The sequence below is a fragment of the Rhodococcus sp. G-MC3 genome (assembly GCF_030063335.1).
Lineage (GTDB): Bacteria > Actinomycetota > Actinomycetes > Mycobacteriales > Mycobacteriaceae > Rhodococcoides.
Genome location: NZ_JASISW010000006.1, coordinates 110,292 through 135,243, shown reverse-complemented (window position 1 = coordinate 135,243; position 24,952 = coordinate 110,292). Strand labels below are relative to the sequence as shown.

Below are 24,952 nucleotides of genomic sequence, written 5' to 3'. Positions count from 1 at the left end.
CTCGGATGCAATAGCGAACCTACTCGGTACTGAACCGGTGTCAAGTAGTCTCATGGATGAGATGACCAGCCCACGCAGGCGACTGTCGCCCGATCAGCGCAAGTCACAACTCCTCGATATCGGCTCCCGGTTGTTCGCGGACAGGCCGTACGAGGACGTCTGGATCGAGGAGGTCGCCGATCTCGCCGGCGTTTCTCGCGGGCTGATGTATCACTATTTTCCGTCGAAGCGGGATTTCTTCGCCGAGATCATGCGAGTCGAGTCGGCGCGAATTCTCGAGATGACAGCCCCGGACACGTCGTTGCCGGTCGCCGAGCAGGTGGCAGCGGGGCTCGACGCCTACATTCGCTATTCCGTCGAACACGAGCACGGTGTCCGTGCAATCAACCGCGGAGCGATGATGGGCGATGCGGAGATTCAGGCAATCCTGACCGACGAACTGGTGGTTCAGCAGGAGCGAATTCTCGCAGCGCTACCCGCTGAGCTTCGCGACGACGAAGTCGTCAAGGCGGCGCTGCGCGGATGGGTATCGCTCGTACGTACGGTGTGCGTGGACTGGCTCGACCGTAAGACGATCACCGAGGGCGATGTGAGGGCATTGTGTCTTCGTGCGCTCGACGGGCTCCTCGGAACATAACTGCTCAGAAGGCGCGAGCAGGACTATCGTGACGGAATGTGCCGAAACATCACCACCCTGCGCGGTCTGGAACCGCATGCAACGGACGAGGAGATCGAGGCCGCGGCCCGGCAGTACGTCCGCAAGATCAGTGGCGTCCAGAAGACGTCCGATGCCACCCGTGAGGCGTTCGAGATCGCAGTCGCCGAGGTGACCGCGACGTCGCACCGGCTACTCGATGCGCTTCCCGACCGTAGGCAGCCGCCGCCCACGGTCCCACCGCTTCGTCGGCCGGAAGTGCAAGCGAGAATCGCTGCGGCGCAGGCGAAGTAGCCGTCTCAGCTATTTACCCCACTGCCGACAGGTACTCGTTGTAGAACAGTGCCATTCCGAGGGTCGAGCCGATGGCGGTGAGCAGCCACAACCGGATGATCACCGTTGTCTCCGGCCAGCTTGCCAGCTCGAAGTGATGATGGATCGGCGCCATCCGGAACACCCGTTGCCCATTGGTGCGAAAGACTGCAACCTGGATGACGACGGATGCTGCCTCGACGACGAAGAGGGCGCCGATCACCACGGCGAGCAATTCGGTTTTCGTGACGATGGTCAGCCCGGCGAGCAGCCCGCCGAGAGCCAGAGATCCGGTGTCTCCCATGAAAATTTTCGCGGGCGCGGCGTTCCACCACAGGAATCCGATGCATGCGCCTGCAGCGGCCGAGCACATCAGCGCCAGATCGAGAGGGTCGCGGACGTCGTAGCAGCCCATACGCGGATCGAGCTCGCAGGACTGGCGGTACTGCCAGAACGTGATGACGGTGTACGCGGCGAGCGCCAGAGACATCGAACCGGCGGCGAGGCCGTCCAGGCCGTCCGTAAGGTTCGCGGCATTCGACCACGCTATGACGAGTACTCCGCAGAACAGCACGAACACGGTGACAGGCATCGATGCAACGGCGAAATCGCGCACATACGACAAGTGTGTGCTGCCGGGAGTCGTGCCGTTTCGGTCGGGGAACCGAAGAACGAGCACAGCAAAGACGACCGCGGCCCCGATCTGGCCCACATACTTGGCCTTGGCGGTCAGGCCGAGACTGCGCTTGTTGCGCAGCTTGATGTAGTCGTCGAGAAAGCCGACGCCGCCCAGAGCCGTCGTCAATGCGAGGACGAGCAGCGCGGACACCGACGGACCGTCGGCGTCGTAACCGATACCTACGACGTGCGCCCCGAGATAGCCGACCCACAGGGCGACGATGATTGCTACGCCGCCCATCGTGGGCGTCCCGCGCTTGGACCGATGGCTGGCGGGGCCTTCCAGCCGAATCTCCTGTCCTAAGCCTTGTCTGGAGAACTGCTCGACGAGGATCGGTGTCAGGAGAATCGAAGCTGCAAGTGCGATTCCGCCAGCGAACAGAATCAATATCACTGCAGCAATTCCATCGTGAAATCTTCCCTCGAATTCGTGATCGGTTCCGCGTGAGACTGTGCCAAACATAGGCGTCGAACGCGGCGATCCGCGGTTGCTGGAGATCTATCTGTTACCCGAGCGCTGCGGAGTTACCGCTCGGCTACCGTCAACGGGTGCTGTCCGGCGGCACCTCCGGCAAGCCCTCGCTGGCTCGCAATTTTTCAGCCATGGAGCTGAGCAGGTTCTGCGATTCCTCGGACAAGTCGAATGCCCGCGCTGACAATCGGCGAAGGCCATAGCCTTGAAGTCGTGTCACGAGTTCCAGATCGTTGTCGATCTTGGCGGCGTAGATGTCGTTGAAGAAGTAGTCGGGTTTCACCTTGAAGTAGCGAGCGAGCGCCGCCACCGTCTCATCGGACGGGTTGGTTCGCTGCCCGGACCTCAGTTGTGAAATGTACGGTTTCGAGATCTGATGGCCGGTTTCGGCGAGCGCATCGGCTACATCGGCGTTGGTGTGGGGTTTACGGCCTGGCGGGTGAACGGCGTTGAACAGACTGTTCAACCGTGCCGCGAAGTCTGCAGGCATCGGGATCTACTCTCACCCCTCTCGATCGGGCTGGGGCGTCCTGTCTGCGACCCAGCGACAATAACGAGTAGGTAACCATATTTGGCGACGGCTGGCTGATTCGACGCGGTAGACGGCAGATCGCTCCGCTCATGGCGGGCGAGGGCTCACTTGATCGGACCAAAAGCCCCGTTTCAGCCTGCGGGTGTCATTCGAACGATCTACGCGTCCATCGGCAACGGTAAATCGCGCCTCCATATGGTTGCTGAACATTTGCTGTCGGTGTCTACTGAAGCGGAATCGCGACTTTCCGGCGTGTCGTCAGGTTCGGCGCCTCGATTCATGACAGGCGGGGGAGGGCTCATGGGGGATGTGAATCCGAGCACTAAGCATCGGCGCGCGCTCGAAGTGGCTGGCGCTGGCGTCCTCGGGATCGGGAGTCGTCCGGATACGACTGACATGTGCGCCTGCGGCTCCTGGTCGCCACGCCTCGTGCCCGACGCATCCGACATCACGCCGGGAAGGCGTTAGATTCGCTCGATGATGGTGCCCGTCGCCAATGCTCCACCCGCGCACATCGTGATCAGTGCCGTCGATCCGTCGCGGCGTTCCAGCTCGTGCAGTGCCGTGGTGATCAACCGGGCACCGGTGCTGCCGACAGGATGACCGATCGCCAACGCTCCGCCGTTGACGTTCACCTTGTCCATATCGGGTTCGTGCACCGACGCCCAAGACAATGGGACCGACGCGAACGCCTCGTTGACCTCGAACAGGTCCAGATCGCCGATCTTCATCCCGCTGCGGTCGAGCACGCGTGCGGTCGCCTGAACCGGGCCGTCGAGATGGAACTCGGTCTCCGAACCGACAAGGCACTGCGAGACGATGCGGGCGCGCGGGGTGAGTCCGAGTTCCTGCGCGCGCATCTCATCCATGACGATGATCGCAGCGGCGCCGTCGGAAATCTGCGACGACGTCCCCGCTGTGTGTAGGCCGTTCTCCATGACCGGCTTCAGCCCGGCCAGCGACCCCGCGGTGGTATCGCGGAGGCCTTGATCGCGGGTAACCGTATTGGCTCCGACCTGAACCTGAAGGACTTCGCGATCGAATCGCCCTTCCTCCCATGCCCGTTTCGCGTTCGCCTGTGACCGTACGCCGAGTGCTTCGAGATCCGCGCGAGCGAAACCTCTTCGTCGAGCGATCCTTTCGGCTGCCTCGAACTGGTTGGGGAGATCGATGTCCCATGAATCGGGGCGCCTCGAGCCTGCATTCTCACCGAGGTTCGCACCCAAAGGGACCCGGCTCATCGCTTCGACGCCGCATGCCATTCCGGCGTCGATGGCGCCGATGGCGATGAGTCCGGCGACGAGGTGGGTTGCCTGTTGCGCCGACCCACACTGGGCGTCGACGGTCATGCATCCGCTCTGCCACGGAAGGCCAGCGTGCAACCAAGCCGTCCGGGTGATGTTGTTCGACTGCTCGCCCGCTTGGGTGACGCATCCTCCGATGATCTGCTCGACCACGTCAGGAGAGATCCCCATCCGTTCGATCGCACCCTTCTGTGCGAGTCCGAGCAGTTCGGCCGCATGAAGCCCTGACAGCCACCCTCCTCGCTTGCCGATCGGGGTGCGTACTGCCTCGACGATCACGGGATTGCCCACGGCGGGCTCCTTTCTCCTCGAACTGAAAGTAGAACATGTTCTCGAACTATCGCAAGTCATGTCCTTCCCTGCGAGGTGGGGTTGTGTTTGAATGTTTCTAGAACGTGTTCCACATACGTGTGGCGTGTGACATTGCCGATCAACTGTCAGGAGAACCAGTGACAGACGTACATCCGGACCTGGCGCGGCCCGATCTGCCCGAGGGCTTCGATCCGACCGACCCGAATATCTACGAGCACCGGATACCGGTGGAGGAGTTTGCCGAACTGCGAAAGACGGCGCCGATCTGGTGGTGCCCGCAGCCACCGACCGTAGGTGGATTCGCTGACGAAGGCTACTGGGTAGTCACCAAGCACGCGGATATCAAAGAGATTTCGAAGCGAAGTGATATCTTCTCCAGTTTCGAGAACACCGCACTGCCACGCTTCAACGACGACATCACGCGCGAGCAGATCGAACTTCAGCGTTTCGTCATGCTGAATCAGGATGCGCCGCAACACACCAAGACTCGCAAGCTCGTGTCGAAGGGCTTCACTCCGAAGTCGATCAACGGGTTGCGCGACGAGTTGGAGCGCCGCGCACACGAGATCGTGAAGAAAGCGGCTGAGAACGGAACCGGTGACTTCGTCACCGAGATCGCATCGGAACTGCCGCTTCAAGCCATCGCGGATCTGATCGGTATCCCACAGGAGGATCGTCAGAAGATCTTCGACTGGTCCAACGAGATGACGTCCTACGACGACCCCGAGTTCGACATCGACCCAGTCGAAGCGTCGACACAGATCCTCGGCTACGCGTACCAGATGGCGGACGAGCGTCGTAAGTGTCCGAAAGACGACATCATCACGACCCTCATCAACGCCGACATCGACGGCGACCACATGGCGCCCGAAGAGTTCGGGTTCTTCGTCATCATCCTGGCGGTTGCGGGTAACGAGACCACGCGTAACGCCATCACTCACGGCATGGCCGCGTTCATGGACAATCCTGATCAGTGGGAGCTGTTCAAGAAGGAGCGGCCCGAGACCGCTGCCGACGAGATCGTGCGCTACGCAACTCCGATTGTGGCGTTCCAGCGGACGGCCACGGAAGATTTCGATCTCGGCGGCACGACGATCCAAGCCGGGCAGCGTGTCGCGATGTTCTACAGTTCGGCCAACTTCGACGACGAAGTCTTCGACGAGCCCTACGCATTCGACATCCTGCGAAACCCCAACCCGCACGTCGGGTTCGGCGGGCATGGTGCGCACTACTGCATCGGGGCGAACCTGGCGCGCATGGAAATCAACTTGATGTTCAACGCAATTGCCGACCATATCCCGGACATCTCCAAAATTGGCGATCCGCGGCGTCTGCGGTCCGGGTGGCTCAACGGAGTCAAGGAGTTCCGGGTCGATTACACCGGTGGGTAGGCGACTTCGTCGCATGTGAGCGGAAATACGTCCCCCGCAACGTATTTCCGCTCACGTGCGCGTCAGCGCACGTATTTCTCGGCAAACTTCCGCAGCGAATCCTGCTTCGCTTCCAGTGGCCCGTCGAAGCCGATTCCGTCGAAAACCCAGGGCACGGTGATGATGTCGGTGACCCCCGCGTCCTCGAGTTCCGCGTAGCCGTCCTTGCCGAACCTGTCGATGCAGACGGTCTGAATCTCGTACGGCAGATCGGCTCTGCCGTACTCGGTGCGAAGCTCGCGTAGCCGTGCGATCACGGAAACCAGGTCGTCGAACTTGATCATCGCCGACGTCCAACCGTCGCCCACCCGTGCCGCGCGCCGAAGTGCCACGTCGGTGTGGCCGCCCACATAGAACGGGACGGGCTTAGCCGGGGTCGGGCTCATCTGCAACTTGTCGAAGTCGTAGAACTCGCCGTGATGCTCCACCATCCCGCCGCCCAGTATCAGCTTGATGACGTCGATCATCTCGTCGACACGTTTGCCTCTCTTCTCGTACGGCACCCCGCACCACTCGAATTCTTCGGGAGCCCAGCCGATCCCGACGCCGAAGCCGAATCGATCTCCGGTCAGCGCCGCCACCGAGCCGACCTGGCGGGCCAGGAGCACCGGGTTGCGGGATCCAAGCTTGAGCACCTGCGTGTAGAACTCGATCTTTGTCGTCACCGCACCCATCGCAGCGGCAGCGATCAGTGGATCCACCCACGGAGTTTCTTCGTTCCACATTCTCGAACCGTCGGGCGTGTACGGGTAGTCCGCGGACTGAGTTTCCATGTAGAACAACGAGTCAGGAAGCGCGATGGACGTGAACCCGCACTCCTCGGCCGTCCGTGCCAGTGCCGTCAGTTCGTGTAACGGCGTCATCGCGATCCCGACGGTGTACTTCATGGCTGCTCGCTCCCGACGACCCACATGGAAAAGTATTGTGACCCTCCGCCGTACGCGTGGCCGAGAGCTTTACGCGCGTCGGCGACCTGATGGTCACCGGCCCGGTCCATCACCTGCATGGCGGATTCGGCGAAACGGATCATGCCCGACGCCCCAATCGGGTTCGACGAGAGCACGCCGCCCGACATGTTCACGGGGAGCCGGCCTCCGAGTGCCGTGTCACCCGCCTCGGTGATCTTCCAGCCGGCGCCCTCTTCCGCGAACCCGAGGTTCTCGAGCCACATGGGTTCGAACCACGAGAACGGCACGTAGATTTCGGCGCAGTCGATCTCGTCGATCGGATCCGTGATGCCCGCGGATTTCCACAGCGCTGCGGCTGCATCACGGCCCGCCTGCGGACTTACTTGGTCACGGCCGGAGAACGTCGTGGGTTCGGTGCGCATGGCCGTCGAATGGATCCAGGCCACCTTCTTACCATCGGCCTCACGTGCCCGGGCGGTGATCTCGTCGCCGACGACGATGGCGCAGGCGCCGTCCGAGGACGGGCACGTCTCGTCGTACCGGATTGGATCCCACAGCATCTGCGACGCTTGGACAGATTCGAGTGTGATGTCCGGCTGCTTCAGGTGGGCGTACGGATTCTTGCTTCCATTGAGCCGGTCCTTCACCGCGACCATCGCGCCGATGTGGTCGGGAGCATGCGAGCGTCGGATGTAGGAGCGTACGTGAGGAGCGAAGTATCCGCCCGCGCCTGCGCCGACGGGCATGTTGAACGGAACCGGAATCGACAACGCCCACATGGCATTGCTTTCGGACTGTTTCTCCCAGGCCACTGCCAGCACTCGCTTGTAGACGCCCGACTGCACGAACGAACTCGCGACGACAGCCGTCGAACCCCCCACGGAGCCAGCGGTGTGAACGCGAAGAAGCGGCTTCCCGGTCGCGCCGAGCGCGTCGGCCATGAACAGCTCGGGCATCATCACACCCTCGAACAGATCGGGAGCCTTCCCGACGACCACGGCGTCGATGTCGTCCCAGGTCACCTCGGCGTCGACCATCGCTCGGTCGATGGCTTCCCGCACCATGCCCGACATCGAGACGTCGTGACGCTTGGCGACGTAGTGCGTCTGGCCGGTTCCGAGGACCGCGGCGGGTTGTTTGCTCACTTACTTTCCCTCCATGACGGCGACCAGATTTTGTTGCAGTAGTGGACCACTCGTCGCGTGCGCCAGCACACGGTCGTCGTGACCTTCGAATATTCGCGTGGCGGCGTGACCGATGCGCTCGAGTCCAGCGGAGAACATCGCGTTCCCGACGAGAGTGCCACCCGACGGATTGATCTTTGCCGATGTGGGCAGCCACTCGGCCAGAATCAATTCCTGGTGAGTGAACGGAGCGTGCAGTTCGGCGGACGCGATGCTCGATAGATCTCCCCCCGATGCCTTGAGCGCCGCGTTGTAGGCCGAGGGCGCCGTCGTGAGATCGCGGGCACCGAAGTTAGGGGAGTCGACGAGGTGCTCGATGCCGGTGATCCACGCCGGATTTTCTCTGAGGGACCGCGCTCGGTTGCCTGCTGCGAGAACTATCGCCGACGCGCCGTCGCTGACCGGTGCGCAGTCGTGCGCGCGGAGCGGGTCGGCGATGTAGTCGGTCTCGAGCAGAGTGTCGACATCCAGTGATTCGGTCAGCTGAGCCAACCGATGTGCGTTGGCCCGATTGCGCACCGCGACTTCGGCCATCGCTCTCTCGTCCCACTTTCCCGCATCGATTCCCGCTCGGGCCTGAATCCCCGCCAGCGACAAAGAGTCCGGCCACAGCGGTCCGACGAGGTACGGGTCCAGTTGCATCGCAAGAATCTTCTTCAGGTGCCCCGCCGAAGATTTGCCGAATCCGTACACCAAGGCAGTCTCGACCTCTCCCGTCATCAGCTTGATCCACGCCTCGTACAGTGCCCATGCCGCGTCCATTTCGACGTGTGACTCGTTGATGGGCGGGACAGCGCCGATGGCGTCGATCGCCGAGATGAACGAGAACGCTCGGCCGGCAAGGTAGTCCGATGAACCCGAACACCAGAAGCCGATGTCCGACTTGGTTATTCCCAGTTCGGCGTACAGCTGCTGGAAGCAGGGAACCAACATCTCGACGCCGTTCGTCGTGCCCTGCGTTGCCGCAACATTCGGTGCCTGCGCGAAGCCCACCACTGCGATATCGGTCATTGCTCTACCTCTCAGAGGTGGTGCTTGTAGGTGTCATAATCGGCGTCGGCCTCGCCCGTCGGTTTGAAGTATTCGATGTTCTCGAGCGTGAAACCCCACTCCTCGCGGGGTTTCCACTTCGCTTGCACCCGCATTCCCATACGGACTTCCGACGGATCGCATTCGAGGATCAAGTGCAGGAATGCGATGTCGGCGCCGTCGAGCAGTACGTAGGCGGCAATGTACGGCGGTTTGATCTTCTGGCCGAGAAACGGGACGTTGACGATGCAGTACGTCGTAACGATTCCGGTGTCGGGAAGTTCCACCTGCTCCGCCGTCGGGCGCCCATCGGTGGGATCCGCGCCCCGGGGTGGGACGTACACCTTGCCGGACGAGTCGGTGCGGCCTCCGAGAATTCGTCCCTCGGCGAGACCCCGGAGGTAGTTGCTCTCCTCGGCGGACGCGGCATGCATGTACTCCAGCCGAACCGGGGTGGTGATCATTGTGACGGGATCCCCGCTGGGTTCTGCCCTGTCGCTGGGTTCGCCCTCACCAGGTTGGAAGAAGAGCACGTCGTGAATGTCGCCCACCCGCTCGTCGGCCCACACAGCGTGGACTCGCATGCCCGTCGACATCGTCGCCGACGTTCCAGCATCCACGGCATGCAGCAGTGACGTGTCGGCTCCGTCGAGCCGGATCAGCGCGTACGCGAAGGGGCGGCCCAATGGTTGGCCGTCGTAAGGATTCGTCACCCACGACCACGACTGCACCGTGCCGGAAGATCCGACGTCGACGAAATCGGTGATGGGTTCCTTTGTCGCCGAATCATATTCGGGCGGCGGAACGTAGACACGTCCGTCGCTCCCTCGGCCGCCGATAATCTGCTTGCGGCGCAAGCCCGTCAAGAACGCCCCGATTGTCGGCCCGACCGAGCGGGTGTAGTCGAAGGCGTTGTTCAGAGGTGCGCTGAGTGGTGTGTTCACCATAGTCACCCGTCGAGTAGAACAGGTTCTTATTATGGTGGCAAGACCGCACCGAAGGAAGGCTCTGAAATGAAGCTCGGATTGCAACTCGGATACTGGGGTGCGCAGCCGCCTGCAGGGACGGGAGAACTCGTCGACGCCGCGGAAGCCGCGGGCTTCGATGCGATCTTCGCGGCCGAGTCCTGGGGGTCCGATGCCTTCACTCCGTTGGCGTGGTGGGGGTCGCGAACCAGCCACGTCGCTCTCGGTACCTCGGTCGCGCAGCTCTCTGCGCGAACTCCGACCAACTGTGCGATGCACGCGCTGACGCTCGATCACCTCAGCGGCGGACGGGCCATTCTTGGGCTCGGAGTGTCCGGGCCGCAGGTGGTCGAGGGTTGGTACGGTCAGCCGTTCGCCAAGCCGTTGGCACGGACCCGCGAGTACATCGACATCGTTCGGCAAGTTTTGGCTCGGGAGAGGCCGGTGACCAGCGACGGGCCGCACTATCGGCTGCCCGCAGGCGGGACCGGACTCGGCAAGGCGTTGAAGCCGATCACTCACCCCCTCAGGGCTGACCTGCCTATCTGGCTGGGCGCCGAGGGTCCGAAGAACGTCGCGTTGGCAGCGGAGATCGCCGACGGCTGGCTCGCGATCTACTACTCACCTCGCCTTGCCCCGATGTACAACCAGTGGCTCGACGAAGGATTCGCGCGAGCCGGGGCCCGTCGGAGCAGGGAGAACTTCGCGGTCGCCGCGACGTGTCAGGTGGTACTCACCGACGACCGAGCAGGCGCGATCGCCAAGCTCAAGCCGACGATCGCGCTCTATGTCGGCGGCATGGGGGCAAAGGAGCTGAACTTTCACGCGCAGGTCTACGAGCGCATGGGCTACCACGACGAGGTAGCGGAGATCAGCGCACTCTTCCAGGCCGGCCGCAAGGAGGAGGCGGCCGCCGCCGTGCCCGACGAGATGGTCGCCGAGACGATGATCATCGGCAATGCCGAGCATGTTCGCGGTGAAGTGAAGCGCTGGGAGGATGCGGGCGTGACGATGCTGTTGGTGACGGCGCAGAGCGTAGCGCGAGTCGGTGAGCTCGGGGCCTTGCTCAAGTAGTAGAACACGTTCTAGATTGGGAGGCATGACGGTCGACGACAAGGCTGAAACACGCACGGGCGGATTCTGGAACATCGCTGCCGAGAACCCGGACCGGATCGCGCTGGTGGATCCGTTCGGCGCGGAGTTCACCTACGGCGAATTATCCGCCGCGGCAAACAGATACGGTCGCGGACTGCAGGGCATGGGACTGCAGCCAGGCGACAGCGTCGTGATGATGCTGCACAACAGCGTCGACCTCGTGGCTTTCTACTTCGCGGCATTCCAAACCGGGCTCTATATCGTCGCCGTCAACTGGCATCTCACCGGCCCCGAAGTGGCCTATATCCTGAAGGACAGTGAGGCAAAAGCCTTTGTGGCATCGGATCGTTTTGCCGATGCTGCCGTTTCGGCGGCGGACGAGTCCGGTGTCGCAGGTCGATTTTCGGTAGGCGTGATCGAGGGGTTCACGCCGCTGGAGGGTCTAGGGGAAGGTTCGGAACGGCCCGAGGTCAGGACGGCGGGTGGCCCGATGCTCTACACCTCGGGGACAACCGGAAAGCCCAAGGGAGTGCGACGCCCACTCACCGGCGCCGATCCTGACCAGGTGCCGCTCGCCTCCAGTGGATTCTTCGGAATTTTCGGGATCAGGCCGTTCGACGACCACGTGCACATCTGTGGCTCGCCGCTCTATCACACAGCGGTGCTGAACTTCGTGGCCATCTCGATTCAGTTGGGGCACAAGGTGGTTTTGATGGACCGCTGGGATCCCGAGGAGATGCTCGCGTTGATCGACCGGCACCGCGTCACCCACAGTCACATGGTTCCGACGCAGTTCCACCGGTTGCTGGCACTTCCGGAAGACGTTCGACAGAAGTACGACGTATCGTCACTTCGCGTCATGATCCATGGCGCAGCACCGTGTCCTCTGGAAGTGAAGCGTCGAATGCTGGAGTGGTGGGGGCCTGTTGTCACCGAGTACTACGCCGCGACTGAGGGCGGAGGCACCGTCATCTCCGGCGAAGAATGGCTCCGAAAGCCGGGTTCGGTGGGGCGGTCGTGGCCGAACTCGGTCGTCAAGGTACTCGGCGACGACGGTGCCGAGCTCCCCCTCGGCGAACCCGGCCAGGTGTACATGCGGATGGGCGGCTCCAGCTTCGAATACCACCACGACAAGAAAAAGACAGAGTCCGCACGCGTCGGGGATCTGTTCACGCTCGGCGACATCGGCTATCTCGACGAGGACGGCTACCTGTTCCTGTGTGATCGCAAGTCCGACATGATCATCTCCGGTGGCGTCAACATCTACCCTGCCGAAATCGAGGGCGAACTGATCACTCATCCAAAGGTCGCGGACATTGCGGTATTCGGTGTGCCCCATGTCGATTGGGGTGAGGAGATCAAAGCCGTCGTGCAGCCTGAAGTGGGGATCGAGCCGAATGATGCGCTGACGCAGGAGATCATGGCCTTTGCACGCGAGCGGCTGGCGAAGTTCAAGCTGCCGAAGTCCGTCGACTATTCGGTAGAACTACCGCGCGACCCGAACGGGAAGTTGTACAAGCGCAGGCTCAGGGATCCGTATTGGCAGGGACGCCAGATCTAGGCGCTGCGCGCACGTGAGTGCGAATACGTCGCGGGGTGTGTATTTTCGCTCACGGGCGACGGTGTCGCCTACAGCGGATCGTGCTGGACGTGGCTCATCGGCGTCCCGACCTTGCGAAGCGCATACAGCGTGGTGCGCACCATCGACGGTGATCCGCTGATCTGAATCTGTCGGTCCGCCCACGATCCGAACTGGGTGACCACCTTTCCGATCGAACCGTGCAACTGGTGGTGCATACCCGACGGCAACTCGGGTGTCGGACCGCAATGCCACCATGGATTTTCGTACTCCTCGGTGACGGGAACGACGGTGAGCCAGGGGTTGGACAGTGACAGCTGCCAGAGCGTCTGCGCGTCGTAGAGATCACGCGGATAGATTCCGCTCGTGAACAGGTGCACTCGGGGGTTCCGGCTGCGTCGTGCCATGTCCATGATCTGTGCACGCAGGGGAGCGAGTCCGGTACCGCCGGCGATCATCAGCACATCCTCGGGGATGTTGCGGTCGACCTGTAGTCCGCCGAGAGGAGGACTTATCGCCCAGCGGCCGCCGACGACGGATTCGGTCACCATAGCGGGGCTGACCCAGCCTCCGGAGACGCGCCGAACGTGAAATTCGAGCTCACCCTGCGGATTGCACGGGATGGCCGGGGACAGGTATCGCCACAACTTGGGGCGCTGCGGAATCTGCACGCTGACGTACTGGCCTGGGTAGTAGTGGACTCCCTCGTCGAGTTGCAACCTGATGATCGCCAGGTCGTCGAGGACGCGCTGATGTTCGACGATGGTTGCGCCCCAATACGGGGGTAGTTCGTCGGAGTCTGCGGCTACGGCCATGTTGTCGGTGAGGAGTGCAAGAGTCTCGTGCCATGCAACCTCGACCTCGTCCGTCCACACTTCGTTCCCGACGAAGTTGCGAAACGCTGCGATCAGCGCCGAGGCGCCTGCCCGAAAATGCGACCCGTCGACACCGTGCTTTCGGTGGTCGCGTCCGAGTTGTCGAAGGAACGGTTCGATCCGCTCGTCCTTGTCGAGGTTGTCGAACACGTAGGCAAGTGCGCGCACGAAATGGTCGCGCTGCTGGTCCATCGACGCGGGAAACAAAGAGCGGAAATCTGGATTCTCGACGAATAGTTGGGCGTAGAAGGACTGCGCGAGATGTGCAGGACCGTCCTCGGCTGCCAGAACGGACTTGAAACCGGCACGAACCAGGGAGATTGTTCGCGAATCCAGCATCGATCAACCTCCGCCATAGCTAGACGGTTCCAAAGTAGACCGGTTGAGAGTATCCCGATTGTCGATTGCAGGCCACAGCAAAATTCTGAGAGTTTTCCAGGGTTGAGTGGAATACGCTCAACTTCGGTATGGTTGCAGCTAGCGACACTCGAAATCCAGTAGAAAGAAGGTGACCGGTGGACAGTTTCACCCCCACCACGAAGACGCAGGCCGCACTCAGCGCAGCTCTGCAGGCCGCATCCGCGGCAGGAAACCCGGACATTCGTCCGGCCCATTTGTTGGTGGCGCTGCTCGATCAGACCGACGGCATCGCCTCCCCTTTGTTGAAGGCTGTAGGCGTCGATCCGGTGACCGTGCGCGGTGAAGCACAGAAGCTGGTCGAGCGTCTGCCGTCGGCAACAGGTTCGACAACCACACCCCAGCTCGGTCGTGAGGCACTCGCGGCGATCACTGCTGCCCAGGGCCTCGCCACCGAGCTCGACGACGAGTACGTCTCCACCGAGCACTTGATGGTCGGCTTGGCGACCGGAGATTCCGACATCGCGAAGCTCCTGACCGGCCACGGTGCTAGCGCCAACGAGCTGCGCGATGCCTTCCAGACGGTCCGCGGCAGTGCCCGCGTCACCAGTGCAGATCCCGAGAGCACCTATCAGGCGCTCGAGAAGTACAGCACCGACCTGACGGCGCAGGCCCGCGAAGGCAAGCTCGATCCCGTCATCGGCCGCGACACCGAGATTCGTCGTGTCGTTCAGGTTCTCTCGCGCCGCACCAAGAACAACCCGGTGCTCATCGGTGAGCCAGGCGTCGGCAAGACCGCCATCGTCGAAGGGCTCGCACAGCGGATCATCGCTGGCGACGTCCCGGAGAGCTTGAAGGGCAAGACCGTCGTCTCGCTCGATCTCGGTTCGATGGTCGCAGGCGCGAAGTATCGTGGCGAATTCGAGGAACGGCTCAAAGCCGTTCTCGACGACATCAAGAACTCTGCCGGGCAGGTCATCACCTTCATCGACGAGGTACACACCATCGTCGGGGCCGGTGCCACCGGAGAGTCCGCGATGGATGCGGGCAACATGATCAAGCCGATGCTCGCCCGAGGTGAGCTCCGGTTGGTCGGTGCGACCACGCTGGAGGAGTACCGCAAGTACATCGAGAAGGACGCGGCGCTGGAACGTCGATTCCAGCAGGTCTACGTCGGCGAACCGTCCGTGGAAGACACCGTCGGGATCCTGCGCGGACTCAAGGAGCGCTACGAGGTGCACCACGGTGTTCGGATCACGGACTCCGCCCTCGTGTCGGCAGCAACACTGTCCGACCGCTACATCACCTCGCGATTCCTTCCCGACAAGGCGATCGACCTGGTCGACGAGGCTGCATCGAGGCTCCGCATGGAGATCGACTCGCGTCCCGTCGAGATCGACGAGGTCGAGCGGGCAGTCAGGCGACTCGAGATCGAAGAGATGGCACTCGAGAAGGAGACCGACGATGCGTCGAAGGCTCGGCTCGAGAAGCTTCGGGCAGAACTGGCCGACGGCCAGGAGAAGCTCACGCAGCTGAGCACTCGGTGGCAGAACGAGAAGCATGCCATCGATGCGGTGCGTGTGCTGAAGGAGGAGCTCGAGAATCTGCGCGGCGAGTCCGAGAGGGCCGAACGCGACGGCGACCTCGGGAAGGCAGCTGAACTTCGCTACGGCCGAATCCCAGCCCTGGAGAAGGACCTCGAGCAGAAGACGAGCGACACGCCGGCGCAGGACGACGTCATGCTCAAGGAAGAGGTCGGGCCGGACGACGTCGCCGATGTCGTGGCGGCGTGGACCGGTATTCCGGCGGGACGGATGCTCGAAGGCGAAACGGCGAAGCTGCTCCGCATGGAGGACGAGCTGGGCAAACGTGTTGTCGGGCAGAAAGATGCCGTGCAAGCGGTGTCCGACGCAGTCCGGCGAGCGCGGGCGGGTGTCGCCGACCCGAATCGGCCGACGGGATCGTTCCTGTTTCTTGGTCCGACCGGTGTCGGTAAGACCGAACTCGCGAAGGCACTCGCGGACTTCCTGTTCGACGACGAGCGAGCCATGGTCCGGATCGACATGAGCGAGTACAGCGAAAAGCATGCTGTTGCGCGGCTCGTGGGCGCGCCTCCCGGCTATGTCGGGTACGAGGCAGGCGGTCAGCTCACCGAAGCTGTTCGTAGGCGTCCGTACACGGTGGTGCTGTTCGACGAGGTCGAAAAGGCTCACCCCGACGTATTCGATATCCTGCTCGCCGTACTCGACGAGGGCAGGTTGACGGACGGGCAGGGCCGCACGGTCGACTTCAGGAACACGATTCTGATCCTGACGTCGAACCTCGGTGCAGGCGGGAACAAGGACCAGGTCATGGACGCTGTCCGGCGTTCGTTCAAGCCTGAATTCGTCAACCGCCTCGACGATGTCGTCGTGTTCGACGCCTTGTCCGAGGAGCAGTTGGAGTCGATCGTCGACATCCAGCTCAGGTCGCTCTCGTCTCGGTTGGCGGCGCGCCGGTTGACACTCGAGGTGTCGTCGCCGGCGAAAATGTGGCTCGCTGCTCGCGGCTACGACCCGCTGTACGGCGCGCGTCCACTCCGCAGGCTGATCCAGCAGGCCATCGGTGACCAGCTCGCAAAGCTGTTGCTCGCCGGCAAGGTACGCGACGGCGATATCGTCCCGGTCAATGTGACACCGGACGGGGACGGGCTGATCCTGGGGTAAAGATCTACGGTCCGGATCGACAAGAAAGGCCCACCGGCAGCAGCCGGTGGGCCTTTTTTTGGACGTACCCTCGTGTCATGACGAATCCGGATGATCCTCGCGACCGGTCATGGGACGACGGCACGGCGAACCCGCCGCCCGATCGGCCGGCCAGCGGATCGGGCGAGGACTGGCAGTCGACTCAGGCGTGGCAGCAGTACCCGGACTCGCAACCGCTTCCGGACCAGCCGACCGAGCACTATCCGACACAGCAATATGGCCAGCCCCAACAATATGGCCAATCCGGGCCCTACGCCCAGCAGCCCAACCCGACCCAAGCAATGCCGCCGTACGACCCGGATCAGCGCTACTCGGCCAATCAGCAGTACGCCGACAATCAGGGCTACGGTCAGCCTCCGCCCTACACCGGCGGAACGCCCTATACCAGCGGCGATCCCGGTTCAGGGGGCAACTCTTCGAAGAAATGGATCTTCGCGCTCGTAGGACTGGCGGGCCTTGCAGTCCTCGTGCTCGGCGGGATTCTCATCGTCACCAACAGTTCACCGGAGCCGAGTTCCGCAGCGTTGCCGACGACGGTGCGGCCCGCGCCGACGTCACTCGCACCCCTCACCACCAGCCCATCGCCCGCCCTTCCCTCGGTTCCCGGGGGCCTGATTCCTGGCGGGATACCCGAGGCGCTCGGCAACTCGGGAGCGGCGATCGGCACGATCACTGCAATCGACGGGTCGACGCTCCAGATCAGCGGGATCGACGGCGCGCCCGTGACCGTCCTGATCACACCGGAGACTCAGGTGTTGTCGCTCTCCGGGTTCGACGCGTCGTCGTTGAAGGTCGGTTCGCTTGTCGTCGTGAACGGAAGCCCGATGCAAAATGGAACGATCACAGCGGATGTGATCGTCGAAACTCCGAATCTCGGGGGATAGGTAGCCGGACCAGACGCGCTCGGGTCGTTCCGCAAGCTGCACGCATGACGCTATAAGCTGACGTGCGATGACGGCTATGTGGTTCGGACTTGCAGCGATCGCCCTCGTGGGCGCGGTCGCCCTTCTGTATATCGACAGGTCTCGTCGAGACGAGCTCGGTCGCGTGCGCCAAGGGTGGGCGAAGGCGCAGGGATACACGTATACGGCGTACGACGACGACATCGTCTCGAAGTTCCGTCGTGCAGCACTTGCCAAGCCGGAACACACCACAGCGCTCGATCTTGTCCGGGGTGTACGACGCGGCGAGAAGTTCGTGCTTTTCGACGTGGAGGAGACGTCCACCATCGTCGCCGTACAGAGACCGGTCGGATCAGACGTCGACATCGACCTCCGTTTGAAGTCGACTCCGCCTCCGCGAGACCCGGACATGGAGCTGTTGGGCTCGATCGGGCCACGCGTGGTGTTCGCCACCGAGGTCGAAGTTGCCCGGCGTGTGTGCGACCAGCGGATGGTCGCTTTCACCGAATCCGTGCCGACCAACGTGTCGCTGTTGTGGAGCGAGAACGACTGGACACTCGGCGCATTGCCTCTCGGATCCACCGGGCGTGATTGGGACGGTGCCATCGACGCCGTCGCACGGCTGTCAGGGATGCTTCACGTGCTTCCGCCCGCCGCCCGAAGGCCAGCAGGCGGCACTCGTGGCGAGGCGCCACAACGCCGCCGCGACGACCGCCCCGCGTACGGCGCCCGCACGGACTCCCCTCCTACCGACATGCGCAGGGAATCGTCTGAGACTGCCCGCCGCTCCGACACGGCTCGTCCCGACTTACCGCGTACCGAAGCCAACCCCTCAGCTCGGCCTGGACCGAATCGGGCGGTGCCCGGCGCGCGCCCGGGACCGCGTCCGCCGTCGGCTTCTCGGGACGCTCCGAACCGGCCGACGCCGATCAACCGTGAGGCGGATCGGCGCTCGACCGAATCCTGAGCCTGTTGAATGACGTGCTGGGGCCGTACTCTCGAGTCCTATGACCGCCGAGCACATCGAACCCACGTCCCCCGTCACTGTTCGCCCGGTAGCTTTCGTAACCGGACCTACGTCAGGGCTGGGTGAAGGCTTTGCCAGACACCTCGCTGCGCGTGGCTACGACCTCGTCCTGGTGGCGCGTAACGAACTGAAACTGCGTGCGCTCGCCGATGATCTGCGTTCGAGTTTCGGCGCCGACTCAGAAATACTTGCGGTCGACCTGGCCACGCAGCAGGGACGCGATGCCGCCGCAGAGCGGTTGCACCGTGGAGTCGAGTTTCTGGTCAACAACGCAGGATTCGGTACTTCAGGCGAGTTCTGGACTGCAGAGCCGGAACTTCTGCAGTCGCAACTCGATGTCAATGTCACCGCGGTCATGCAGTTGACTCGTGCCGCACTCCCCTCGATGGTTGCCGCAGCGAAGGGAACTGTCGTCAACGTGGCCAGTGTCGCCGGCATTCTGTCCGGACGCGGATCGACGTACTCGGCATCCAAGGCGTATGTGATCTCGTTCTCGGAGGGGCTGTCCGGCGGGCTGGCGGGTACCGGAGTGCAGGTACAGGCGCTGTGCCCGGGATTCATCAAGACCGAGTTCCACGCGCGAGCCGGGATAGAGATGTCCACGATTCCGCGTTTCATGTGGTTGAACGTCGAACAGGTCGTGCGGGATTCGATGCGAGATCTGGGCAAAGGCAAAGTAATCAGTGTGCCGGGGGTGCAGTACAAAATTCTGACCGCAGTGGGCACCAAGATTCCGAAGAGCTTCGTTCGCAGGCTGACAAACATCGTCGGGCGAGGACGCGGACGTACATAGTCGATTGGATACGGGGCGGACGACATTGTCGGCCCTGCCATGGCGTGCCTGCGAGCGTGTTGCCTCGATCACCTATAAAATCAAACCTTGTGACTGTTTTCGTGTTCGTGGTGATCCTCGTACTTGCGGTTCTCGTCTATTCGGCGAGCGTCGAACGGCGTGTGCGCCGATACAGATCGAACACCGCAGCTAGTAGGCATCTCGTCACCGTCGAACTGGAGCGCAGGTATATCCAGCTGGAACCGTTCATCGCGGCCATCGATTTGTCCGGCCTCGATCCAGAAGTTGTTCGCCAACTCGTCGGCGCGCGGTCGTGGTCGAAGGCCGTGCGAGATCGCGGTCTCGGCCTTGCCGCACAGGCGGCCGCCGAGAACGCTCTGTCCGCTGCCGTGCATGCCGTGCTTTCGGAGTCCGATACGCATCAGAAGCTCAAGTCCAACTGGGCGTTCCAGGGCCCTGCCCGTGACTTGGAGACCACCGAGAAGCGCATTGCCGGGGCAGTCCGCGTCTACAACGACAACGCGTACAAGCTGTCCATGCTGCGGAGTTCATTCACGACGAAATTCATGGCGACGGCGCTGAAGGTGGCAGATCCCGAACCGTTCGTCGAACACGTCGCTGTGGCCTCCGACGAGCATCCCGAAGACGTACCGGCCTAGGTTGACGGTAGATTCGTTCACTGAATCGACCGAAGGGAACCGTAATGGCCGACAGTGCCCAGCGCGCCGAGCTAGCCGAGCTGGTTCGTGAACTCGCCGTAGTGCACGGGAAGGTGACGTTGTCCTCGGGCAAGGAAGCCGACTACTACGTCGATCTGCGTCGTGCGACGCTTCATCATCGCGCGGGAGCGTTGATCGGATCGCTGATGCGAGAGCTGGTGGCGGACTGGGATTTCGTGTCCGTCGGTGGCCTGACAATGGGCGCCGATCCGGTCGCGATGGCCATCATGCATGCGCCGGGACGGCCGATCGACGCGTTCGTCGTCCGCAAGGCGGCAAAGGCGCACGGCATGCAGCGGCAGATCGAGGGGCCGAACATCGTCGGGCAGCGGGTTCTCGTCGTGGAAGACACCACGACTACAGGCAACTCACCGCTCACCGCTGTGAAGGCGCTGCGTGACGCAGGGGCGACAGTCGTGGGAGTGGCAACCGTCGTCGATCGTGCGACGGGTGCCGACGACGTCATCGCTGCCGAGGGTCTGGAGTACCGCTCGCTCCTGGGATTGGCTGATCTGGGCCTGTAGGCGAGGTGAGTGGAAATACGTCCCAGGGGACGTATTTCCACTCACAAGCGCGGAGCGCCTAAGACAACTGGGCAACCACGATGAAATTGTCGTTCGTGGGTTCGCCGCCGCGTACGTCGCAGTTGGCCAAGATCAATCGACCCGGCACCTGCTGACGCAAGTCGTTGTCCCCCAACAGTGAACCCTTGGGGAGTGGCCCGACGCTTTCGACGGTGTAGTCCAGGGTCCCGGTGGCAGTTTCCAACACGATGGAATCTCCGGGTTGCATCACCGCGAGGGCCTTGAACGGTGCGTCGCGCTTCGAATAGTTGTGTCCGGCAACGACGACGGTCTCTTGCGTGTCGGTTCCAGGCAAACCACTCTCGGCCCACCACGCAGGAAGCTCGTCGACTGGATTGAGCACCTGATCGCTGTTGCGGTAGAGGCCATCGGGATTGACGGGACTACTCATGTAGGTGACGCCATCCGGGGAGCGGAGTTCGATCCGTTCGGGCTGCGCCGCGGCAACGAGAACCTCTGGCGATGGGGAGATCTGAGCCTCCACCGCCGAGCGGTCCGCAGCAGGCGGCGGCGCCGATTCCGTACCGGAACAACCCGATACGAGAATCAGCGCCGCCGCCGCGAGCGCGTAAGTACTACGACGCATCTGCACCGTTGCTGCGACGGCGCATGTACACCGTGCCGCCGACTGCAGCGATAGCGACCACTCCGACGCCGACCAAGATGGCGGGGGTGTTGGACGAGCTGTCGGAACTGCTCGATGCGGAGCTCGACGAATCTCCGAGAGCTAGATCGACGGCAGGCAGTTCACCCGCGACGACGGTGACGCCGTCCTCGTTCGTGGTGAAGTAATCCGCCACCGTGAACGAGCCATCGTCGTTGGAGACGCCGACCAACGCAACACCGGTCTCGTCGACGACGACCGTGGTGTCGTCGACCTGAGTGACCGGAACATCTTCCTTGACGGTGTCGCCGAGGTTGATGGTCCAGCTGAACTTCGGGCCGCTGGCGGCGAGTTCGGCCGCCTTGGCCTTCAGGTCGGCTTCGGCTTTGGTGGCAGCGTCGGAGGCGGTCTTCGCTTCCGCTGCCACGGTCTGCGCAGCTTTCAGCTCACCGGCCTTGGTGTCGGCGGTTGCCTGGGCCTCTGTCACGGCAGTCGCTGCCGCCGTGGCCTTGGTGTCGGCGTCCAGCTTCGCGGTGTTCGCGTCGTCGAGGGCCTTCTGAGCAGTCACGACTGCGGCTTCGAGCGCGGCCATGTCGGCATCCGACGGTGCTGCAGCGAGATCGGCTTCTGCCTTCGCTGATGCTGCGGCGGCAGCTGTTGCTTTCGCCTCGGCCTCGGTCGCTGCGGTACGGGCGTCGGTGGCGGCCTTGGTTGCGGCAATGGCTTCGTCGCTCGACGTCGCTGCAGCGGCTTCCAGGTCCTTCGCCTTGGCTTCGGCTGCTGCTGCAACATCGAGTGCGGTGCGTGCCTCGATCGCAGCCGACAGCGATGCTGCCGCCGTGGCCGCCGCAGCGCGAACTGCTGCCGTCACCTTGGCGATGTTGAGCGTCTTGAATGCATCCTGAATTGCGACGACGGAGTCCTGCAATGCTTTCGCCGATGCCTCGGCGTCGGCGCTTGCTGTCAGGGCAAGATCGGCTTTCGCATCGGCGTCGGCCCTGGCTGCTTGGGCCGCAGCGACGGCGTCCGCGTCGCCCGAGGCCTGCGCAACGGCTTCGAGGCGGACGGCCTCGTCCACCGCCGTCTTGGCGGCAGCGTCTGCTGTGGTTTTGGCTGTTGCCTTGGCGGCGGCGTCAGCCTTCAGCGCTGCGGTGTCGGCTTTCGCCTCGTTCACCGCGGCGGTCGCAGCCATTTGGTCGACCTTGGCCGCTGCCGCGACGACGTCCGCTGCCTTGGCCTTGGCGATGGCCTCGGTCGATGCGACCTTGGCCTTGGTGACGGCGTCGCTTGCTGCGCTGTCGGCGGCCTTGGCCTTGTCCACCTCGAGCTGCGCCGCTGTGGACGCTGCGACGGCAGCCTTGCTGGCAGCTTCGGCGTCGGTGAGGGCCTTCTTCTCGGCCTCGGACAGCTGCGGCACGATATCGATGTTGACGGTGGCAGTGCCATCGTCGTTCATCACCACGCCTGCAGATACCTGGGGGAGTGGGCGATCGGTCGACGGTGCGGGTGGGGGTACGGCCGCGACGGATGCGTCACCTGTTCCAACGGATGGAACTACAGCGGCCGGTGCGAGATTGGGTACACCTTCGGTTGCCACCGAGCCGTCGACTGAACCGTCTACCGAGGTGCTTACTTCGCCGGAGGGCGCAGGGGATTCCTCGGAGTTCTCACCCGTCGGTTCTTGCTCGGCACTTTCCGATGGTGACGGTGTCGGTTCCTGGGCGGAGGCAATACCCGGTGCTGCGACGGCGAAAGACAGCGCAACCGCGGCACCGGCGGCGGCGATTCGAATTTTTCGTGATCGTGCGATCGACTTCTGTGACATGGAACTGTTGGCCCTTCGGTCGGTGGCGGCCTCAGCCGCCGACACCTCCGTCCCGATCCGGAAATGCTTTTAGTGAGGCACACGTACAAGTGCTTCGAGAACCGTAACGGACCACATGGTCTAACTGTGAGTTTACTGAGGGTTTAGTTATAAGAGTGTTACGCATGGTGTATTTGTGACTGGAGATTACTTATGGTGCGCTGTGTGACGGTTTTGTGCACACCAACCGACACGAAGAAGGCCCAGGTTCGGGAGAACCTGGGCCTTGCGAAGCAAGGGGAGGTCAGTCGCCGACGGTGACCGCTTCGGCCTCGTCGATGCTGTGCGGCGCCGGATCGTGGTCGTCCACATGTGCGAGAACTGTGCGGCCGGTCGAGAGGACGACGATCGCGAGCAGCGTGCAGACCGCGCCGACCCAGAAGGGCACGTGTGCGTTGCTCTCACCGAGTTTGCCCGCGAGGTATGGTGCGGCAGCTCCGCCGGCGAAGCGAACGAAGCTGTAGGCGGCGGCCGCCGTTGCTCGTTCCACCGGAGCCGCGATCATCACGGTCTCGGTGATGAGTGTGTTGTTGACGCCGAGGAACAATCCGGCCACCACGGTGCCGACGACGAGCACTGTCTTGTTCTCGGTGAACATCGCCATCACGCCGAGATCCACGGCGAACAGCAGCAGCGAGAGCATCATCATGTTCAGCGTTCCGTAGGCGCGTTGCAGTTTCGGTGCGAGAAAGACCGATGCGACTGCAAGGCACAGTCCCCAGCCGAAGAAGATGAAGCCGATGCTGTACGTGCCCATGTCGAGTGGGAACGGGGTGTAGGCCAGCAACGTGAAGAAGCCGTAGTTGTAGAGGAGCGCGGTGATGCCGACCGTGAGCAGTCCGCGGTGACGAAGCGCGCGGAACGGATCGAGTATCGACGTGGTGTGCTCGGGCCTCGGGGTGTCAGGGAGCATGACGACGAGCAGAACGAAGGCCACGGCCATCAATGCTGCTACACCGAAGAACGGTCCACGCCAGGAGAATCCACCGAGTACTCCGCCGACGAGCGGTCCGGTGGCAATGCCGATTCCCAGTGCGGCCTCGTAGAGGATGATGGCTCTGGCCACCCCGCCCGACGCGGCGCCGACGATGGTCGACAGGGCGGTGGCAATGAACAGCGCATTGCCGAGTCCCCAGCCGGCACGGAAGCCGATGATCTCACCGACCGAGCCGGACATGCCTGCGAGGGCGGCGAATACGACGATGATCGCCAGTCCGAGCAGTAGGGTTCTTTTGGGGCCGAGTCGGCTCGACACCACTCCGGTGATGAGCATCGCCACGCCGGTGACGAGCATGTAGCTGGTGAAGAGCAGCGACACCTGTGACGGGGATGCGTCGAGTTGTTCACCGATCGGTTTGAGAATGGGGTCGACGAGTCCGATGCCCATGAATGCGATGACGCTCGCAAAGGCAACGGCCCATACGGCTTTCGGCTGTTTCAGCAGACTCTCGGTGGGGGTACTCACGAAAGAGGTTCCTCTCATTCCGTGATCGACGACTTGAGCACGCTGCGAAGCTCGCTCAACCCGTCGGTCAATTTTTGGATCTGTTCGGGGTCCAGTTCGGACAGGTAGGGCATCAGTCCGTCGCCGATGTGTTGCCTCCCGGAGGCAAGCCAGCGGGTTCCTTCGGCGGTCATCGCAACGATGACCGCACGCGAATCCTTGGGGTCGGCGCTCCGGTCGACAAGTCCTGCGGCCGCCAACTTCCCCAGCAGCAACGTTGCGGAGGGTTGGGAGCAGCGGTCGAGGCGAGCGAACTCGCTGATCCGCAGAGGCTGATACTCCTCAAGGAGGGACAGCGCCCGCATCCATGCTTTGGGCTTGTCGTCGGTGCCGAGATGCGCGGCAAGTCGAACGAACCGGGACGAGCTCGTGACCAACTCGGAGAGAAGGTCGCGGAGATGTTGTTCGGTGGCGATTGATGACACTCGAATAATATTACATAAGCTAACTATTTATTCAAGCTAGAGAGTGTCGCGGCAGTTCGCGTAGGTGTCGTTCGTGGGAACTGTGCAGCGCCGACGACC

23 protein-coding genes are annotated in these 24,952 nt (G+C 62.8%); 11 read left to right on the top strand and 12 right to left on the bottom strand.

Annotated features, from left to right (window positions below; genetic code table 11):
• Window positions 1-61: 61 nt before the first annotated feature.
• Together QMK17_RS08425 and QMK17_RS08420 are read left to right on the top strand one after the other, a co-directional pair.
• Window positions 62-637, top strand: a complete 576-nt coding sequence (locus tag QMK17_RS08425) for a TetR/AcrR family transcriptional regulator (protein WP_283508458.1) — start codon at window positions 62-64, stop codon at window positions 635-637.
• Between the two features lie 36 nt (window positions 638-673).
• Window positions 674-949 carry a DUF2277 domain-containing protein gene (locus tag QMK17_RS08420; protein ID WP_283508217.1) on the top strand — a complete coding sequence of 92 codons (276 nt, stop codon included), beginning with the start codon at window positions 674-676 and terminating at the stop codon, window positions 947-949.
• 13 nt (window positions 950-962) lie between these two features.
• Here the strand turns inward: QMK17_RS08420 and mraY are convergent, their stop codons facing one another.
• The 3 genes from mraY to QMK17_RS08405 all read right to left on the bottom strand — a co-directional run bounded on the left by mraY (window position 963) and on the right by QMK17_RS08405 (window position 4,244).
• Window positions 963-2,039, bottom strand: coding sequence for a phospho-N-acetylmuramoyl-pentapeptide-transferase (gene mraY, locus QMK17_RS08415; RefSeq protein WP_283508456.1), 1,077 nt, complete (start codon window positions 2,037-2,039; stop codon window positions 963-965).
• A 148-nt stretch (window positions 2,040-2,187) separates the two neighbouring features.
• Window positions 2,188-2,607: a helix-turn-helix domain-containing protein gene (locus QMK17_RS08410; protein WP_283508216.1), complete on the bottom strand. Its 420-nt coding sequence runs from the start codon at window positions 2,605-2,607 to the stop codon at window positions 2,188-2,190.
• 506 nt (window positions 2,608-3,113) lie between these two features.
• Window positions 3,114-4,244, bottom strand: a complete 1,131-nt coding sequence (locus QMK17_RS08405; RefSeq protein WP_283508215.1) for a steroid 3-ketoacyl-CoA thiolase — start codon at window positions 4,242-4,244, stop codon at window positions 3,114-3,116.
• A gap of 179 nt (window positions 4,245-4,423) precedes the next feature.
• Here QMK17_RS08405 and QMK17_RS08400 point away from each other — a divergent pair, with 179 nt between their 5' ends.
• Entirely contained in the window at window positions 4,424-5,656 is a 1,233-nt protein-coding gene (locus tag QMK17_RS08400; protein WP_283508454.1) for a cytochrome P450, read from the top strand.
• 62 nt (window positions 5,657-5,718) lie between these two features.
• On the opposite strand, the gene QMK17_RS08395 is transcribed toward QMK17_RS08400, so the two are convergent.
• From QMK17_RS08395 to QMK17_RS08380, 4 genes are read right to left on the bottom strand one after another with little or no spacing between them, the layout of a single operon-like run.
• Window positions 5,719-6,582, bottom strand: coding sequence for a TIGR03619 family F420-dependent LLM class oxidoreductase (locus tag QMK17_RS08395; protein ID WP_283508214.1), 864 nt, complete (start codon window positions 6,580-6,582; stop codon window positions 5,719-5,721).
• Entirely contained in the window at window positions 6,579-7,748 is a 1,170-nt protein-coding gene (locus QMK17_RS08390; protein WP_283508213.1) for a thiolase domain-containing protein, read from the bottom strand. Before QMK17_RS08390 ends, QMK17_RS08395 begins: the two co-directional genes overlap by 4 nt.
• Window positions 7,749-8,798, bottom strand: a complete 1,050-nt coding sequence (locus tag QMK17_RS08385; RefSeq protein WP_283508211.1) for a thiolase domain-containing protein — start codon at window positions 8,796-8,798, stop codon at window positions 7,749-7,751.
• 11 nt (window positions 8,799-8,809) lie between these two features.
• Window positions 8,810-9,763: a Zn-ribbon domain-containing OB-fold protein gene (locus QMK17_RS08380; protein WP_283508210.1), complete on the bottom strand. Its 954-nt coding sequence runs from the start codon at window positions 9,761-9,763 to the stop codon at window positions 8,810-8,812.
• 66 nt (window positions 9,764-9,829) lie between these two features.
• On the opposite strand from QMK17_RS08380, the gene QMK17_RS08375 reads away from it, so the two are divergent.
• Both QMK17_RS08375 and QMK17_RS08370 read left to right on the top strand, forming a co-directional pair.
• Window positions 9,830-10,855, top strand: a complete 1,026-nt coding sequence (locus QMK17_RS08375) for an LLM class F420-dependent oxidoreductase (RefSeq protein WP_283508209.1) — start codon at window positions 9,830-9,832, stop codon at window positions 10,853-10,855.
• A gap of 25 nt (window positions 10,856-10,880) precedes the next feature.
• Window positions 10,881-12,437, top strand: a complete 1,557-nt coding sequence (locus tag QMK17_RS08370; protein ID WP_283508208.1) for an acyl-CoA synthetase — start codon at window positions 10,881-10,883, stop codon at window positions 12,435-12,437.
• A gap of 68 nt (window positions 12,438-12,505) precedes the next feature.
• Here QMK17_RS08370 and QMK17_RS08365 read toward each other — a convergent pair whose 3' ends face one another.
• The gene (locus QMK17_RS08365) at window positions 12,506-13,669 is read right to left on the bottom strand and encodes a globin domain-containing protein (protein ID WP_283508207.1); all 1,164 of its coding nucleotides are present in this window, start codon (window positions 13,667-13,669) and stop codon (window positions 12,506-12,508) included.
• A 176-nt stretch (window positions 13,670-13,845) separates the two neighbouring features.
• Here QMK17_RS08365 and clpB point away from each other — a divergent pair, with 176 nt between their 5' ends.
• The 6 genes from clpB (at window position 13,846) to pyrE (ending at window position 20,396) form a co-directional block, all read left to right on the top strand.
• The gene (gene clpB / locus QMK17_RS08360; RefSeq protein WP_283508205.1) at window positions 13,846-16,392 is read left to right on the top strand and encodes an ATP-dependent chaperone ClpB; all 2,547 of its coding nucleotides are present in this window, start codon (window positions 13,846-13,848) and stop codon (window positions 16,390-16,392) included.
• A 77-nt stretch (window positions 16,393-16,469) separates the two neighbouring features.
• Window positions 16,470-17,315 carry a DUF5666 domain-containing protein gene (locus QMK17_RS08355; protein WP_283508204.1) on the top strand — a complete coding sequence of 282 codons (846 nt, stop codon included), beginning with the start codon at window positions 16,470-16,472 and terminating at the stop codon, window positions 17,313-17,315.
• Window positions 17,316-17,391: 76 nt separating this feature from the next.
• Window positions 17,392-18,300 carry a hypothetical protein gene (locus QMK17_RS08350; RefSeq protein WP_283508453.1) on the top strand — a complete coding sequence of 303 codons (909 nt, stop codon included), beginning with the start codon at window positions 17,392-17,394 and terminating at the stop codon, window positions 18,298-18,300.
• A gap of 40 nt (window positions 18,301-18,340) precedes the next feature.
• Window positions 18,341-19,153, top strand: coding sequence for an SDR family NAD(P)-dependent oxidoreductase (locus QMK17_RS08345; protein WP_283508203.1), 813 nt, complete (start codon window positions 18,341-18,343; stop codon window positions 19,151-19,153).
• 89 nt (window positions 19,154-19,242) lie between these two features.
• Window positions 19,243-19,812 (top strand): LemA family protein, encoded by a 570-nt coding sequence (locus tag QMK17_RS08340; RefSeq protein WP_283508202.1) that lies wholly within the window; start codon window positions 19,243-19,245, stop codon window positions 19,810-19,812.
• A gap of 44 nt (window positions 19,813-19,856) precedes the next feature.
• Entirely contained in the window at window positions 19,857-20,396 is a 540-nt protein-coding gene (gene pyrE, locus QMK17_RS08335; RefSeq protein WP_283508200.1) for an orotate phosphoribosyltransferase, read from the top strand.
• A gap of 58 nt (window positions 20,397-20,454) precedes the next feature.
• On the opposite strand, the gene QMK17_RS08330 is transcribed toward pyrE, so the two are convergent.
• The 4 genes from QMK17_RS08330 to QMK17_RS08315 form a co-directional block, all read right to left on the bottom strand.
• Window positions 20,455-21,042, bottom strand: a complete 588-nt coding sequence (locus QMK17_RS08330; protein WP_283508198.1) for a class F sortase — start codon at window positions 21,040-21,042, stop codon at window positions 20,455-20,457.
• Window positions 21,032-22,885, bottom strand: a complete 1,854-nt coding sequence (locus tag QMK17_RS08325) for a hypothetical protein (protein ID WP_283508196.1) — start codon at window positions 22,883-22,885, stop codon at window positions 21,032-21,034. Before QMK17_RS08325 ends, QMK17_RS08330 begins: the two co-directional genes overlap by 11 nt.
• A 283-nt stretch (window positions 22,886-23,168) precedes the next feature.
• Window positions 23,169-24,407, bottom strand: a complete 1,239-nt coding sequence (locus QMK17_RS08320) for an MFS transporter (protein WP_283508194.1) — start codon at window positions 24,405-24,407, stop codon at window positions 23,169-23,171.
• Window positions 24,404-24,853 (bottom strand): MarR family winged helix-turn-helix transcriptional regulator, encoded by a 450-nt coding sequence (locus QMK17_RS08315; RefSeq protein ID WP_283508192.1) that lies wholly within the window; start codon window positions 24,851-24,853, stop codon window positions 24,404-24,406. Before QMK17_RS08315 ends, QMK17_RS08320 begins: the two co-directional genes overlap by 4 nt.
• Between the last annotated feature and the right edge of the window lie 99 nt (window positions 24,854-24,952).